This window comes from Caulobacter sp. (assembly GCF_049283275.1).
In the GTDB taxonomy this organism is placed as follows: domain Bacteria; phylum Pseudomonadota; class Alphaproteobacteria; order Caulobacterales; family Caulobacteraceae; genus Caulobacter.
Genome location: NZ_JBAPVS010000058.1, coordinates 1 through 15,933, shown reverse-complemented (window position 1 = coordinate 15,933; position 15,933 = coordinate 1). Strand labels below are relative to the sequence as shown.

Here is a 15,933-nt window from a genome sequence, read left to right as displayed (position 1 = left end):
CCTGGCCCTGGCGATGGAGGCCGCCGGCCTGCTGGAAGCCGCCGCCGACGCGGTGGCCGGCGCAATCGGCGAGGGTCCGATCCACCGACGGCTGGCCGACGCCTGGGGCCTGGACGCCTTCGGCGCGGACCTGGTGCGCCGGGCCCTGGTGCTGCTGGCTGACCATGAGCTGAACGCCTCGACCTTCGCGGTGCGGGTGGCGGCCTCGACCGGCGCCTCGCTGGCGGCGGCCTCCCTGGCCGGGTTGGCGGCGCTGTCCGGTCCCCTGCACGGCGGCATGGCCGCGCGGGTCGAGATGTTCGTCGACGAAGCCGAGCGGCGCGGTCCGGCCAGGGCCGTGGCCGAGCGTCTGGCCCAGGGCTCGGCCACGCCGGGCTTCGGCCACCCGCTCTATCCCGACGGCGACCCGCGCGCCGCGGCCCTGCTGGAGGCGTTCAAGGTTCCGCCGCTGCTGGCCGACCTGCGCGCCGAGACGGAAGGCGCCACGGGCCTGGCGCCCAATATCGACTTCGCCCTGGTGGCCATGGCCCGCGCCCTGACCCTGCCCGCCGACGCGCCCTTCAGCCTGTTCGCCGTGGGACGGATGGCCGGCTGGCACGCCCATGCGATCGAGCAACTGCAGACGGGGAAACTAATCCGGCCCCGGGCGCGGTATGTGGGCGTGCGGCCGGTGAGGTAGCTCAGTCAAGCTGAACAATAAGCGCTACCAGGGTAGGTGACATGTGCCTAAGGTCGCCGTGTCGCTGGAGGGAGAATCCGCAATGCGCCTCTGTCTGTTTCTCATTCTGAGTCTAGCAGGCATGCCAGTTTCGGCGCAGGCGGCGCAGAGCCCGATATTCGGGATGTTCAAGCGCATCTGCCTGGACACACGGGGCGCTCCAGACGGCGTTGCTCAGGCAACCGCAAACTGGACTCCCGTCGATATCCCGCCAATCTTCAACCCGCTTGGCGCGCCGTTTGATCAAGCTACCGTTCGATCGCAGACTGGCGTGGCTGAAGAAGACTATCTGGTCCTTTGGGGCATCCGTCAGGAGGCAGAGGTCAAACGCTGGACCTGCAACCTCGCGGGGCCTGGCGACAAGTCGAACAGAGCAGCGGCCAGGGCCTGGATCGGCGGTCTGAAGCCGCTCCCAGGGAGCGACCAGAACCTGGGCAGCTATTTGGCCATCGAGACGCCAAACGGGCGCCGAGCGCCTTCGCAGGACGAAATAAGCGATCTGAACAACGCCAGTCGCTTGATCGTCCTGACGATCGCGACCGAAGGAGACGTCACGACGTTCAGCGTCTCAAGGTTCACGGCTTCGACCCCAACAGCCCTTGACGGCGGTCGGCGTTAACGCCGACCCCTCCTCCGAGCGGACCTAAGCCCGTTCGTGAACCGCCTGTTCCGCCGCCAACGGCTGGGGCAGCCGCGAGACCATTTCCTTGGGACAGACCTGCCAGAACAGATCCCGCACCCGGTCCCAGTCGCGCAGCAGGCTTTCGGCGAAGACCGAGTCGGTCTCGCGGGCATGCTCGGTCACCAGCGAGCGCAGCACGTCTTCCCAATAGGGCGAGGCCAGGCGTTGGACGACGATGCTGTCCGGGTTGACCAGGTTCTCGAACCGGCCGTGCTGGTCCAGGACGAAGGCCATGCCGCCGGTCATGCCGGCCCCGAAGTTGCCGCCCGTCGGGCCCAGGATCACCACCTGGCCGCCGGTCATGTACTCGCAGCCGTTGGCGCCGCATCCCTCGACCACCGTGGTGGCGCCGGAGTTGCGGACCGCGAAGCGTTCACCCGCCTGTCCGGCCGCGAACAGCCGGCCCGAGGTGGCTCCGAACAGCACGGTGTTGCCGATCAGGGTGTTGGTCTCGGGGGCGGCCAGGCCGCGCGCCGGCTTGATGACGATCGTCGCGCCCGACAGGCCCTTGCCGACATAGTCGTTGGCCTCGCCGGTCAGCTCGATGCGCAGGCCCTGGACCGCGAAGGCCCCCAGGCTCTGGCCAGCCGAGCCCTTGAGCTGGACGGTCAGGTGGCCGGCGGGCAGACCCTTCATGCCGAACTTGCGCACGATGTGGCTGGAGGTGCGCGAGCCGATCGAGCGGGCAGTGCTGCGGACCGTATAGGTCAGCTGCATCTTCTCGCCGCGCTCCAGCAGGGGGGCGGCGTCGCGGACGATCTGGGCGTCCAGCGTGTCCGGAACCGGATTGCGGCCGCCTTCGACGGTGCAGTAGGGCTTGTTGGCGCCCGGATCGGCGCGGACCAGCAACGGGTTCAGGTCCAGGTCGTCCAGGTGCTCGCCGCCGCGCGACACCTGGGCCAGCAGGTCGGTGCGGCCGACAATTTCCCGCAGCGACTTGAAGCCCAGGCCCGCCAGGATCTCGCGAACCTCTTCGGCGATGAACGTGAACAGGTTGATGACCTTGTCCGGCGTGCCGGTGAACTTGGCGCGCAGGGCCTCGTCCTGGGTGCAGACCCCCACGGGACAGGTGTTGGAGTGGCACTGGCGCACCATGATGCAGCCCATGGCCACCAGCGAGGCGGTGCCGATGCCGAACTCCTCGGCGCCCAGCATGGCGGCGATGACGATGTCGCGGCCCGTGCGCATGCCGCCGTCGGCCCGCAAGACCACCGAGTGGCGCAGGTTGTTCAGGGTCAGCACCTGGTTGGCTTCCGACAGGCCCATTTCCCACGGACCGCCGGCGTACTTCACCGAGGTCTGGGACGAAGCGCCCGTGCCGCCGACGCCGCCGGCCACCAGGATCACGTCGGCCTTGGCCTTGGCGACCCCGGCCGCGATCGCGCCGATGCCGGTGGCGGCCACCAGCTTCACCGTGACGCGGGCGATCGGGTTGATCTGCTTCAGGTCATAGATGAGCTGGGCCAGGTCCTCGATCGAATAGATGTCGTGGTGCGGCGGCGGGCTGATCAGCATCACGCCGGGCGTCGCATGGCGAAGCCGCGCGATCATCTCGGTGACCTTGAAGCCGGGCAGCTGCCCGCCCTCGCCGGGCTTGGCGCCCTGGGCGACCTTGATCTCCAGTTCGACGCACTGGTTCAGATATTCGGCCGTGACGCCGAACCGGCCCGAGGCCACCTGCTTGATGGCGCTGTTGGGGTTGTCGCCGTTGGGCAGCGGCTTGTAGCGGGCGCTGTCCTCGCCGCCCTCGCCCGAGACCGACTTGGCCCCGATGCGGTTCATGGCGATGTTCAGCGCCCCGTGGGCCTCGGGGCCCAGGGCGCCCAGGCTCATGCCCGGGGTGACGAAACGCTTGCGGATCTCGTTGACGCTCTCGACGTCGTCGGTCGAGATCGGATTGCGGTCCGAGCGCCAGTCCAGCAGGTCGCGCAGCTGGATCGGCTTTTGCGTGCGCAGGCCGTTGGACCAGCGGCGATAGAGTTCGAAGTCGCCGGTGTCGCAGGCGCTCTGCAGGGTGTGGATCAGCCGTGCCTCGAAGGCGTGGGCCTCGCCCGAACGGCGCAGCTTGTAGAGCCCGCCGACCGGCAGGGTCACGGCCGCCTCGCCCCAGGCCTTGCGGTGCAGCTCGACCGCCTTGCTCTCCAGACCCGCCAGGCCGATGCCCGAGATGCGCGAGGGCATGCCGGGGAAGAACTCGGCGGCCAGGGCGCGCGACAGGCCGACAGCTTCGAAATTGTAGCCGCCGCGGTACGAGGAGATGACGCTAATGCCCATCTTGGAGATGATCTTCAGCAGACCGCCCTCGATGGCCGTCTTGAAGTTGATGCAGACGTCGCGCAGCGACTTGTCGCCGATCAGGCCGCGCTCCAGGCGGTCCTGGAAGCTTTCCTGGGCCAGGTAGGCGTTGACCGCCGTGGCGCCGACGCCGACCAACACCGCGAAATAGTGGGTGTCCAGGCACTCGGCCGAGCGGACGATGATCGAGACGTACGACCGCAGGCCCTTGGCGACCAGGTGGGCGTGGACGCCGCCGGTGGCCAGGATCATCGGCAGGGCCACGCGCTCGGCGTTGCTGGCCTCGTCGGTCAGGACGATGGCGCCGCAGCCGCGCAGCACCGCGTCCTCGGCCTCGGCCCGGATGCGGTCGAGGTTGGCGCGCAGGGCGTCGCCGTCACGCGCTTCCGGGACCGGCAGCGGCATGGTGCAGTCGATGACCACCACGCTCTTCTCGCCCAGCAGACCGTGGATGCGCTCGTACATGCCCGTGGTCAGGACCGGGCTTTCCAGCACATACACATCCGCTTGCGCCGCGTCCTGCGCCAGGATGTTGCCCAGGTTCTTGAACCGGGTCTTCAGGCTCATGACGCCGGTCTCCCGCAGGGGATCGATCGGCGGGTTGGTCACCTGGCTGAAGTTCTGGCGGAAGAAGTGGCTGAGCGGACGATACTTCTCCGACAGCACGGCCAGGGGCGTGTCGTCGCCCATCGAGCCGACGGCTTCCTTGCCGTCCTCGACCATCGGGGCCAGGACCATTTCCAGGTCTTCGAGGCTGAAGCCGGCGGCGGCCTGGCGGCGGGTCAGCTCCTCGCGGCCGTAATTGCGCGGTTCGGGGCCGGGGCCGATCTCCTTTTCGAGGTCGACCATGTTGCCCAGCCAGTCGGTATAGGGGTGGCGGCCGGCCAGTTCGTCGATGATCTCGTCTTCGCCGTAAAGCTTGCCGCCCACCAGGTCGATGGCGATCATCCGGCCCGGCGAGATCGCCAGCTTGCGGGTGATGCGGCTTTCCTCGACGCCGCACATGCCCGCTTCCGAGCCCATGATCACCAGGCCGTCGTCGGTATAGGCCACGCGCAGCGGGCGCAGGCCCGAGCGGTCCTTGCCGGCCACGACCCAGCGGCCGTCGGTGGCGCACAGGGCGGCCGGGCCGTCCCACGGCTCCATCACCGCGTTGCAGTAGCTGTAGAGCGCCTTGTGCGAGGCCTTCATGTGCGGGCCGTTGGCTTCCGGCACCAGCAGGGTCTTGGCCATCGGCGCGTCGCGGCCGGCCCGGACCAGCACCTCGAAGGTGTTGTCCAGGTTGGCGCTGTCCGAACCGCCCGGCTGGATCACCGGTTTGACGTCATCGCCGAACTCGCCGAAGGCGTCGGCCGCCATCTTGATCTCGTGGGACTTCATCCAGTTGATGTTGCCCTTGATGGTGTTGATCTCACCATTGTGGGCCAGCATCCGGAACGGCTGGGCCAGGCGCCATTCGGGGAAGGTGTTGGTCGAATAGCGCTGGTGGAAGATCGCCACCGCGGCGCTGAACCGCTCGTCCTTGAGGTCCGGATAAAACTCGTCGATGTGTTCGGCCAGGAACATGCCCTTGTAGATCAAGGACTTGGCCGAGAACGAGCAGATGTAGAAGCCCGACAGGTTCTGGGCATGGACGCGCTTTTCGATGCGCTTGCGGCACAGGAACAGGGCGCGCTCCAGGGCCTCGCCTTCCAGGCCGGCCGGGGCGGCCAGCATGATCTGCTCGATCTCGGGGCGGGTGGCGTTGGCCTTCTCGCCGATCACCGAGGTGTCGACCGGCACCTGACGCCAGCCATAGATGTAGAAGCCGAACCGCAGGGCCTCGGCCTCGACGATCGTGCGGCAGGCCTCCTGGGCGGCGAGATCGGTGCGCGGCAGGAAGATCTGGCCCACGGCGATCGGGCCCTGGCGCAGGGCGTGGCCGGTGCGGCGCACCTGGTCGATGAAGAAGTCCTGCGGAACGCTGACCAGCACGCCGGCCCCGTCGCCGGTCTTGCCGTCGGCGTCGACCGCCCCCCGGTGCCACAGGGCCTTGAGGGCCTTGATCGCCAGTTCGACGACCTCGCGGCGCGGCTGGCCGTCGATGGCGCAGACCAGGCCCACGCCGCAAGCGTCGCGCTCGGTCGAGGGATCGTAGGCGTGGCCGTCGATCAGGGTCTGGCGGTTCTTCAGATAGAGGTCGATGTCTTGGGCCATGGCGGCCTCCGAAGATGGTTCTTGGTCCGCCCTCGTCCTTCGACAAGCTCAGGATGAGGACTACTTAAAAGCTCGCTATGAAATCCTCATCCTGAGCTTGTCGAAGGACGAGGATTTCAAGCACCTACTCCGCCGCGATCGAAATCGCGGATGTCTTGGTCATCAGGTAGCGGTGCATGGCGTCGGCGGCGTCGCGGCCGTCCTTGATCGCCCAGACCACGAGGGAGGCGCCGCGCACGATGTCGCCGGCCGCGAACACGCCGTCCAGATTGGTCATCTGATGGCGGACGTCGGCCTTGACCGTGCCCCAGCGGGTGGTCTTCAGGTCGGGGGCGGACCATAGCTGCGGCAGGTTCTCGGGCTCGAAGCCCAGGGCCTTGACCACCAGCTGGGCCGGACGATCGAAGTCGCCGCCGTCGATCTCTTCGGGAGACTGGCGGCCCGAGGCGTCCGGGGCGCCCAGGCGCATGCGGATGGCCCGCACGCCGGTCACGCCGGCGGCCTCGCCCATGACCGCGCGCGGGGCGGCCAGCCATTCGAAGGTCACGCCCTCTTCCTCGGCGTTGGACACTTCGCGCAGCGAGCCGGGCATGTTGGCCTTGTCGCGGCGATAGAGGCAGGTGACCGAGGTCGCGCCCTGACGGATGGCGGTGCGCACGCAGTCCATGGCCGTGTCGCCGCCGCCGACCACGACCACGTCCTTGCCGTCGGCGTTCAGCACGCCGCTGTCATAGGCCGGCACGTCGTCGCCCAGGGTCTTCTTGTTGGACGCGATCAGGTAGTCGAGCGCGGGCACGACGCCCTGGCTGCCGGCGCCCGGCGCGACCAGGTCGCGCGCGGCGTAGACGCCCACGGCGATCAGCACGGCGTCGTGCTTGTCGCGAAGGTCTTCCAGGGTGGCGTCGCGGCCGACCTCGAAGCCCAGCTTGAACACCACGCCGCCGTCGGCCAGGCGCTGGGTGCGGCGCTCGACCACGTCCTTTTCCAGCTTGAAGCCGGGGATGCCGTAGATCAGCAGGCCGCCGGCCCGGTCGTGACGGTCATAGACGGTGACGGCGTAGCCTTCCTCGCGCAGCTTCTCGGCGGCGGCCAGGCCGGCCGGGCCCGCGCCGATGATCCCGACGGACTGGCCGCGATCGGCCTTGGCCGTCAGCGGCTTGACCCAGCCCATCTCCCAGGCCTTGTCGGTCAGGTAGCGCTCGACCGAGCCGATCGTCACGGTGCCGTGACCCGACTGCTCTATGACGCAGTTGCCTTCGCACAGACGGTCCTGAGGGCAGATTCTACCGCAGACCTCCGGCATGGAGTTGGTGGCCTGCGACAGCTGATAGGCCTCTTCCAGGCGGCCCTCCGCGGTCATTCGCAGCCAGTCGGGGATGTTGTTGTGCAGGGGACAGTGGGTCTGGCAGAACGGCACGCCGCATTGCGAGCAACGCGAGGCCTGCTCGGTGGCTTTCGCATCGATGAAGTCGGCGTAGATCTCGTGGAAGTCGCCATTGCGCTCGTCCGCCGCCCGCTTTGCGGGCGTCGCGCGGGCGACGGTCGTGAATTTCAGCATGCGCTCGGCCATGCGACTTCCCTCGTCCCCGCTTCCGGGGAAAAATTTGCGTGCGCGGGCCTCATACGGACTCTTTGCGGCAAGAAGAATGCATCAGTCAAAATTATGGACAAATATATCCGTGAACAGGTTAGGGTTATTGAGACCGACTCTCAGTTATGCCCCTAAATAGTCTACTTTATGGATAAACGAGTTGTTTACCGTGTTGGGCGCACGCCCGGCATGGCGTTTCGGAGGCCGCGCGCCTAGAGGCCAATACCCCCTTTGAAGGAGTGACGATGCCGGATTGGCTGATCGCGATCGTGCTGGGCCTGGTCGAGGGCCTGACTGAATTCATCCCGGTCTCATCGACCGGGCATCTGCTGCTGACCAAGATCGCCCTGGGCCTGACCGATCCGACCTGGGACACCTTCATCGTCCTGATCCAGTTGGGCGCGGTGCTGGCCGTGGTCGCCGTCTATTTCCAGCGCCTGTGGCAGGTGGTTGTCGGCCTGCCGACCAAGCCCGAGGCCCGCCGCTTCGCGCTCAGCGTGCTGATCGGCTGCATCCCCGCCTTCGCCGCCGGCCTCCTCCTGCACGGGGTGATCAAGCACTTCTTCGAGAACCCGTTCCTGCCCCAGGTGATCTGCGTGTCGCTGATCATCGGCGGCGTGCTGCTGCTGATCGTCGACAAGAAGGCCCCCGCCCCCAAGGAGATGGACGGCATGGCGCTCAGCCTGAAGACCGCCTTCCTGATCGGCCTCTTCCAATGCCTGTCGCTGCTGCCCGGCGTGTCGCGCTCGGGCTCGACCATCGTCGGCTCGATGCTGATCGGCGTGGAGCGCAAGGCGGCCGCCGAGTTCAGCTTCTTCATGGCCATCCCGATCATGGTCGGCGCCTTCGCCCTGGACCTGTTCAAGAGCTACGACCAGATCGACCCCAGCCACGCCGGCACGATCGCCGTCGGCTTCGTGGTGTCGTTCCTGTCGGGACTGCTGGTGGTCAAGACGATGATAGGCTTCATCGGCAAGCGCGGCTTCGCCCCGTTCGCCTGGTGGCGGATCGTGGTGGGGGTGATCGGGCTGGGGCTGATCTACGTGCCGCGTTAGTCGCCCACCGGAGACACGCCCTTGCGGCGTGTCCCCAACAGCAAGCGCCGCGCCAAGACGTGGGGACACACCGCAAGGGCGCGTCCCCGACCGCTAGACGAAAAAGCCGCGCCCAGTCGAAAGACCGGTCGCGGCTTTTGCTTTTGAGAGACCCCTCATCCGGCGGCTACGCCGCCACCTTCTCCCGCAAGGGGAGAAGGATCGGGAAATTAGAACGCCCCCGCCGGGACCTCGGCGTATTGGCCGCCCTTGCGGTAGCGGTAGAGGTACGAGGGCACGACGGCCTCGACGGCGGTCGGGACGACGCCGGCCTCGGCCAGGCCCGGCAGGCCGTTATTGGCGACATTGTCGGCCTTCAGCGACTCGACCTGGTCCGACGTCAGCGGCGGGGCGATCGGCGACAGGTCGCCGAGCTTGCCGATCAGGCCGGCCGCGAAGAACGGGATCGGAGCCAGCACGCGGTTGCGGCCGGTCTCGCGCAGGATCATCTCCAGGATTTCCTTGAAGCTGTAGACGGTCGGACCGCCCAGTTCGTAGGTCAGCCCCTCGGCGGCCGGGTGCGAGACGGCCTTGGCCACCACCTGGGCGACGTCGCCGACATAGACCGGCTGGAACTTGGTCTCGCCGCCGCCGATCAGCGGCAGGGCGGGGAACAGAGCGGCCATCTGGCCGAACTTGTTGAAGAACTTGTCCTCGGCGCCGAACACGATCGACGGGCGGATCACCACCGCGCCCGGGAAGGCGGCGCGGACGGCGGCTTCGCCCTCGGCCTTGGTGCGCTGGTACTTGGACGGCGACTCGGCGTCGGCGCCGATGGCCGAGATCTGCACCAGGCGCTTGACCCCGGCGGCCTTGGCCTGCTCGGCGACGGTCTTGGCGCCCATCACGTGCAGGGTCTGGAACTTCTGACGGCCGCTTTCCCACAGGACGCCGACCATATTGACCACCGCCTCGGCGCCGTCCACGGCGCGGGCCACCGACGGGGCGTTGCGGACATTGGCCTGCACGACCTCGATCTGGCCGACATCGCCCAGCATGCGCATCTTGTAGGCCAGGTTCGGATTGCGCACCGCCACCCGCACGCGATGACCCGCCTTGGCGAGCGCCCGTACGACCTGGCCGCCGACGAAGCCGGAGCCGCCGAACACCGTGACCAGACCTTGCATAATCAACCTCGTCCTAAACTCGTGGGTCGGGGGATAGACGACCCCGCGACCAATCGCAACGAAATGCGCAACTAAGCGATTGACGCGGCCGGGACCTTTGCATAAACGTCCCGGCCTCGCGGCGGTCCACGGATCGCCCCGCAGGCCCAGGTGGCGGAATTGGTAGACGCGCTGGCTTCAGGTGCCAGTGATCGAAAGGTCGTGGAGGTTCGAGTCCTCTCCTGGGCACCACCCCCTACCAACCTTCGAAAGAAGGTCGGGGTGGCGCCGAAGCTTCAGGGCTTCGAAAGCTTCCAGACAATACGCAGAAAACGGTCCTGGTCCCTCCCCGGGGTCTAGCGACGGTTGTGGCCAGGCGTTAGATATCCTGTTCATCCGGCCGACAGGGTCGGCGCCCCACTATTCAAACGTGTCGGGAATTCGCAGCGTCCGCGCGACGAGACCGAGGCGCGGAGACGAACGGACTTGGCCAATTTTCTGCATGAAGGCGACCTTCCGGACGGCGCTTTCGCCGGCGCGACCGCCGTCGCCATCGATTCCGAAACCATGGGTCTGCGCCTGGGCCGCGACCCGCTGTGCGTGGTCCAGCTGTCGTCGGGCGACGGCGACGCCCACGTGGTGCGCCTGGACCGCTCGACCTACGACGCCCCCAACCTCAAGCGCCTGTTGACCGATCCTTCGGTGGTGAAGCTTTTCCACTTCGGCCGCTTCGATATCGCCATGTTCCTGCTGCACTTGGGGGTCATGACGGCTCCCGTGTACTGCACCAAGATCGCCAGCAAGCTGGCTCGCACCTATACCGACCGCCACGGCCTGAAGGACGTGACGCGCGAGCTGATCGGCGTCGAGCTGTCCAAGGTTCAGCAAAGCTCGGACTGGGGGGCGGCGAAGCTGACGCCCGAACAGGTCGCCTATGCGGCCTCCGACGTGCTGCACCTCCACGCCCTGCGCGAACGCCTGGACGCCATGCTGGTGCGCGAGGGCCGCATGGCGCTGGCCAGGGCCGCCTTCGATTATCTTCCCCACCGCGCGGCCCTGGACCTGGCCGGCTGGGAAGACGTCGACATCTTCGCGCACAGCTGAGGCCGGAGGCATGACCACCCTCGAGGCGGATCGGGCGGGTTACGGGCGGGACTTGCAGCGTTGGCGCCGCCGTTCGCGCCGCGTCAAATTGGCGCGGGTGGTGCTGCCCATCGCGATGGTCGCCCTGCTGGCGACGGTCGTCAGCCAGGTGGCCTGGCGATCCTTCACCGCCGCCGACCATCGTTCGTCCGCGGGCAAGGCCCAGATCCGCATGGTCACGCCGCGCTTCTACGGCCAGTCGAGCGAAGGCAAGCCGTTCATCATCACCGCCCGCTCGGCGGTGCGCGACGAGAACGACCTCAAGCAGGTGTTCCTGGACGCGCCGACCCTGACCCTGGGCGTGGGCAGCCCCGCCCCCACGCGCACCACCGCCGATCGCGGCGTCTATCGCGAAGACACGTGGAAGCTTCAGCTGTACGGTAATGTCCGCATGGACGACGGCGCGGGCTACCGCTTCGCCTCGGACGAGGCGTTGGTCGACACCCGCAACGGCAACACCACCGGCGAAACCACGCTGCAAGGCGAAGGTCCAACTGGACAGGTGCAATCCAACGCCTACTCCGTATATGACAAGGGTGACCGCATCATCTTCCGGGGCGGCGTCCGGGCTCGGATCGACGGGAAGACGGGCCAGGCGGTTCCGGCGCAAAAACCCGGGACGGCTCAGGAATAGACATGAGGACGTGGTTGATGAATCGATGGATGGCGCCGACGGCGATCGCTTTCAGCCTGTTGAGCGGGCCCCTGCTGCCCGGTCTGCTGGGCGGCGGCGCCATGGCCCAGACGGCCGCCCGCGGCAACGACTCCAGCGCGCCGGTGGACATCTCCGCCAACGAGCAGGAGGTCATCAACAGCCAGTGCAAGACCATCTTCCGCGGCGCGGTCGAGGTCCTGCAGGACAAGGCCCGCATGCGGGCCGAGACCATGACCGTCTATAATCGCCGCGCGAAGCCGGGCAAGGCCGCGTCGGCGGCGAGCCCGAACGGCGGCAACGACTGCGGCGACGTCGACCGCGTCGAGGCCGACGGCGAGGTCTTCTACGTGACGCCGGAGCAGTCGGTGCGCGGCGACCACGCCGTCTACGACTACGCCACCGACACCATCGTGGTCACCGGCGACGTCGTGGCCATCCGAGGCCAGGACGTGGCGCGGGGCGATCGGATGACGATCAAGACCAAGACCAACGACGTGAAGATGGAATCCAACGCCACGGGTCGCGGCAAGACGCGTGTGCGGGCGGTGGTCTATCCCAAGCAAGACAACGATAAAAAGCCCGCCGGCAAGCCGTAGGAACCCATGGCGTTTTCGATGCAATCCCCGCGCGTCAACGACGCGGCCTCCGACGGTCTGGTCGTCGACGCCATCGGCAAGTCGTTCGGCGACCGCCCGGTCGTCAAGAGCGTCTCCCTACGCCTGAAGCGCGGCGAGGTCGCGGGCCTGCTGGGCCCCAACGGCGCCGGCAAGACCACCTGCTTCTACATGATCACCGGCCTGGTCGCCGCCGACTACGGCTCGATCTATCTGGACGGCGAGGACATCACCAGCCAGCCGATGTTCCAGCGCGCCCGCATGGGCGTGGGCTATCTGCCCCAGGAGGCCTCGATCTTCCGGGGCATGACGGTCGAGCAGAACGTCATGGCCGTGGTCGAGATGCGCCAGAAGGATCAGCGCAAGGCCCGCGAGCACGTCACCGAGATCCTGGAAGAGCTGCGGATCACCCACATCCGCAAGTCGCCGGCCGTCGCCCTGTCGGGCGGTGAGCGCCGCCGGGTGGAAATCGCCCGGGCCCTGGCCAGCGAGCCGTCGTTCATGCTGCTGGACGAACCGTTCGCCGGCATCGATCCGCTGGCGATCTCCGACATCCGCGAGGTGGTCAGCTATCTGAGGAACCGCGGCATCGGCATATTGATCACCGACCACAACGTCCGCGAGACGCTGCAGATGGTCGATCGCGCCTCGATCATCCACGCCGGCGAAGTGCTGTTCGAAGGCTCGCCCCAGGAGATCGTCGACAACCCCGAGGTCCGCCGCGTCTATCTGGGCGACAGCTTCGACGAACGTTAAGGCCCCGGGGTCGGAGTTTTCGACCCCGCAGCGCCCGCGCCCGGCAAGTTTCAAGAGTCCGCGCGCCTCGACAATCGAGCGCGCGGACTTTTTCGTTTCCGAGCGCGCGCGATAGAACTTCATCTTTTCAGCAGTTTGTTGAAACTCGGCGGAAAAAACCAACATCCTTTTGGGCGGATGGTCGCAGTGGCCCGCTTTTTGCTGGCGTTCGCGCCCCGTTAACCAAACTGGCCTTTCAATGGCGATCAACAGTTCGTTGATTTGCCCAGGAGGGCGCATTGGCTCTCGGCCACAGATTGGAGCTTCGGCAAGGCCAAGGCCTTGTCATCACGCCGCAGCTTCAGCAGGCGATCAAGCTGCTGCAGCTGTCGAACCTCGAACTCGACGCCTTCGTCGAGGCCGAGCTCGAGCGCAATCCGCTGCTCCAACGCGACGACGGCCCCCCGGACTCTGAACAAGGGGCCGAACGCGCGGCTGACGAAGCCGACCGCCCGACCGAGAACCTGGGCCTGGACGCCGTGTCCGACAGCGCCGCCAGCCAGCAGATGGACGCCGCGCCCGACGATCTCTCGCCCGGCGAACGCGCCACCGGCGACGGCCCGAGCGTGGATGGGGCCGAGTCCGCGGCCGAGCAGGCCGGCGGCCAGATCGACTGGTCGCGCACCGGCGGCGGCGGCAATTTCGAGAGCGACGACCATTACGAGGGCGCCCTGTCGCGCCCGCCGACCCTGATCGAGCACCTGACCGGGCAGCTGGCCGTGGCCGGCCTGTCGCCCGCCCAGAACGTGGTGGCCGGGGTGCTGATCGACGCCGTCGACGAGACCGGCTACCTGCGGGCCGACCTCGACGAGGTCGCCGAGCGCCTGGGCTGCGGCCTGGCCTTTGTCGAGGCGGTGCTGACCGCTCTGCAAGGCTTCGAGCCGGCCGGCGTCATGGCCCGCGACGTGCGCGAGTGCCTGGCCCTGCAGTTGAAGGACGTCAACCGCTACGACCCCTGCATGGCCGCCCTGCTGGACAATCTGGACCTGCTGGCCAAGCGCGACATGAACGCGCTGCGCAAGATCTGCGGCGTCGATGACGAGGACCTGCGCGAGATGGTCGCCGAGATCCGCGCCCTGACCCCTCGGCCCGGCGCGGCCTTCCACGCCGACCCGCCCCAGACCCTGGTGCCCGACGTCCATGTGCGCGAGACGCCCGGCGGCCTGTGGCACGTGGAGCTGAACACCGACACCCTGCCCAAGGTGCTGGTCGACCAACGCTACCACGCCCGCGTCAGCAAGGGCGCGCGCACCGACCAGGAAAAGACCTTCGTCTCCGACAGCTTCGCCACCGCCAACTGGCTGGTCAAAAGCCTCGACCAGCGGGCCAAGACCATCCTGAAAGTCTCCAGCGAGATCGTCCGCCAGCAGGACGGCTTCCTGGCCTACGGCGTCGAGCACCTGCGGCCGCTGAACCTGAAGACCGTCGCCGACGCCATCGGCATGCACGAGTCGACGGTCAGCCGGGTGACCTCCAACAAGTACATCGCCACCCCGCGCGGGGTGTTCGAGCTGAAATACTTCTTCACCTCGGCCATCCAGTCCAGCGAGGGCGGCGAGGCCCACTCGGCCGCCAGCGTGCGCCACAAGATCAAGGGCCTGGTCGAGGCCGAGCGCACCGAGGCCGACGTCCATTCCGACGACCGCATCGTCGAGATCCTGAAAGAGGCCGGCGTCGACATCGCCCGCCGCACGGTGGCCAAATATCGCGACGCCCTGCGAATTCCGTCATCGGTCGAACGGCGGCGCTTGATCAAGCAAACCGCCTGACCGCATGGTGCGAACGGCTGTGCTCCGCGTTCTGTGACAGCGCGACCAAAGGCGAAGCATGACCACCGAGAGCCTGTCCGACGTCATCGAGAGTTTCGGCGAGGACACGCGCCCCGTCATCACTGTCGGCCAGATGCTGGAGCAGTTCGACAGCCGCGCCTTCGGCGCCATGTTGCTGGTCTTCGGCCTGCTCAACTGCCTGCCCCTGCCGCCGGGCTCCTCGACGATCCTCAGCCTGCCGATCTTGTTGCTGGCCCCGCAGATCGCCTGGGGTTCCGACATTCCCTGGCTGCCGCGCAAGCTGATCCACCACCCCCTGAAGCGCGACGATCTGCGCGGGTTGTTCCGTAAGCTGTCGCCGATCGTCCGCCGCATGGAACTGGTCACCCGCCCGCGGCTGGAGATCCTGTTCGGCTCGGTCGGCGAGCGGCTGATCGGCGTGGTCTGCACCCTGCTGGCCCTGGTGCTGGTCCTGCCGATCCCGCTGGGCAACCTGGCGCCCGGGGCCACCGTGGCCGTCCTGGCCCTGGCCCTGCTGCAGCGCGACGGCCTTATGGTCCTGCTGGGCTACCTGATGGCCACGATCAGCGTGGGTCTTCTGGTGGTCAGCGCCGGGGTCGTGGCCGCGGCGGTCGAGCGGCTCCTGCACATGATTCCGGGGCTGTTTTAAGTCGTTTAGGCGACGCTTGACACCGGGCTTGGACGGGCGCGTTGATAAGCCATGCAAGTCCAAATCTCCGGCAAGCATGTCGACGTTGGCGAGGCTCTGCGAGCGCGAGTCTCCGACGAAATCACCCTGAGCATCGGCAAGTATTTCGACCGCGGCGGTGACGCCGAGGTCGTGATCAGCAAGGAGGGCTTCGCCTTCCGGGTCGATTGCTCGGTCAAGCTGGCTTCGGGCCAGCAGCTGATCAGCCATGGTTCGGGCGGTGACGCCCACGCGGCCTTCGACGCCGCCCTGGCCAAGATCGAGACGCGCATCCGGCGCTACAAGCGACGACTTAAGAGCCACTCCATCGCGGCCACCGCCAAGCAGGCGGAAAACGCCGCGATGTATGTCCTGCGGGCCCCCGACAGCGACGAGGCCGACGACGACGACTGGAGCGCGGAGGACAATCACCCCGCCGGCGCGCCGGCCGGCATGATCATCGCCGAAACCCAGTCCTCGCTGAAGATCATGACTGTTTCCATGGCGGTCATGGAACTGGACTTGACCGAGTCCCAGGCAATCGTGTTTAGGAACGCCGCCCACGACGGTTTGTCGGTGGTCTACAG

General features: G+C 67.4%; 13 protein-coding genes and 1 tRNA gene. 11 read left to right on the top strand and 3 right to left on the bottom strand.

Annotated features, from left to right (window positions below):
* Together WAL33_RS02925 and WAL33_RS02920 are read left to right on the top strand one after the other, a co-directional pair.
* The coding region (locus WAL33_RS02925; RefSeq protein ID WP_422178311.1) for a citrate synthase at positions 1-679 on the top strand (679 nt) is incomplete at its 5' end.
* Between the two features lie 82 nt (positions 680-761).
* Complete coding sequence (locus WAL33_RS02920; protein WP_422178309.1) at positions 762-1,337, top strand: hypothetical protein; 576 nt, start codon at positions 762-764, stop codon at positions 1,335-1,337.
* Between the two features lie 24 nt (positions 1,338-1,361).
* On the opposite strand, the gene gltB is transcribed toward WAL33_RS02920, so the two are convergent.
* The gene (gltB, locus tag WAL33_RS02915; protein WP_422178307.1) at positions 1,362-5,891 is read right to left on the bottom strand and encodes a glutamate synthase large subunit; all 4,530 of its coding nucleotides are present in this window, start codon (positions 5,889-5,891) and stop codon (positions 1,362-1,364) included.
* 124 nt (positions 5,892-6,015) lie between these two features.
* Positions 6,016-7,461, bottom strand: coding sequence for an NAD(P)-dependent oxidoreductase (locus WAL33_RS02910; protein ID WP_422178305.1), 1,446 nt, complete (start codon positions 7,459-7,461; stop codon positions 6,016-6,018).
* Between the two features lie 266 nt (positions 7,462-7,727).
* Here WAL33_RS02910 and WAL33_RS02905 point away from each other — a divergent pair, with 266 nt between their 5' ends.
* Positions 7,728-8,537 carry an undecaprenyl-diphosphate phosphatase gene (locus tag WAL33_RS02905; RefSeq protein WP_422178303.1) on the top strand — a complete coding sequence of 270 codons (810 nt, stop codon included), beginning with the start codon at positions 7,728-7,730 and terminating at the stop codon, positions 8,535-8,537.
* A gap of 209 nt (positions 8,538-8,746) precedes the next feature.
* Here the strand turns inward: WAL33_RS02905 and WAL33_RS02900 are convergent, their stop codons facing one another.
* Complete coding sequence (locus WAL33_RS02900) at positions 8,747-9,703, bottom strand: complex I NDUFA9 subunit family protein (protein ID WP_422178301.1); 957 nt, start codon at positions 9,701-9,703, stop codon at positions 8,747-8,749.
* Between the two features lie 144 nt (positions 9,704-9,847).
* On the opposite strand from WAL33_RS02900, the gene WAL33_RS02895 reads away from it, so the two are divergent.
* The 8 genes from WAL33_RS02895 to hpf all read left to right on the top strand — a co-directional run.
* Positions 9,848-9,934 (top strand) — tRNA-Leu (locus WAL33_RS02895).
* A 234-nt stretch (positions 9,935-10,168) separates the two neighbouring features.
* Positions 10,169-10,786, top strand: a complete 618-nt coding sequence (locus WAL33_RS02890) for a ribonuclease D (RefSeq protein ID WP_422178299.1) — start codon at positions 10,169-10,171, stop codon at positions 10,784-10,786.
* Positions 10,787-10,796: 10 nt separating this feature from the next.
* Positions 10,797-11,459 (top strand): LPS export ABC transporter periplasmic protein LptC, encoded by a 663-nt coding sequence (lptC, locus tag WAL33_RS02885; RefSeq protein WP_422178297.1) that lies wholly within the window; start codon positions 10,797-10,799, stop codon positions 11,457-11,459.
* 17 nt (positions 11,460-11,476) lie between these two features.
* Positions 11,477-12,076, top strand: a complete 600-nt coding sequence (locus WAL33_RS02880) for an LptA/OstA family protein (protein WP_422178295.1) — start codon at positions 11,477-11,479, stop codon at positions 12,074-12,076.
* 18 nt (positions 12,077-12,094) lie between these two features.
* A complete protein-coding gene (gene lptB / locus WAL33_RS02875) occupies positions 12,095-12,850 on the top strand; it encodes an LPS export ABC transporter ATP-binding protein (protein ID WP_422178293.1) in 756 nt (251 codons plus the stop codon).
* 278 nt (positions 12,851-13,128) lie between these two features.
* On the top strand, positions 13,129-14,658 hold the full coding sequence (rpoN, locus tag WAL33_RS02870) for an RNA polymerase factor sigma-54 (RefSeq protein WP_422178291.1): 1,530 nt from the start codon (positions 13,129-13,131) through the stop codon (positions 14,656-14,658).
* Positions 14,659-14,716: 58 nt separating this feature from the next.
* On the top strand, positions 14,717-15,328 hold the full coding sequence (locus tag WAL33_RS02865) for an exopolysaccharide biosynthesis protein (protein WP_422178289.1): 612 nt from the start codon (positions 14,717-14,719) through the stop codon (positions 15,326-15,328).
* 51 nt (positions 15,329-15,379) lie between these two features.
* Positions 15,380-15,933 (top strand): ribosome hibernation-promoting factor, HPF/YfiA family (hpf, locus tag WAL33_RS02860; RefSeq protein ID WP_422178287.1); only part of this gene is annotated, 554 nt, incomplete at its 3' end.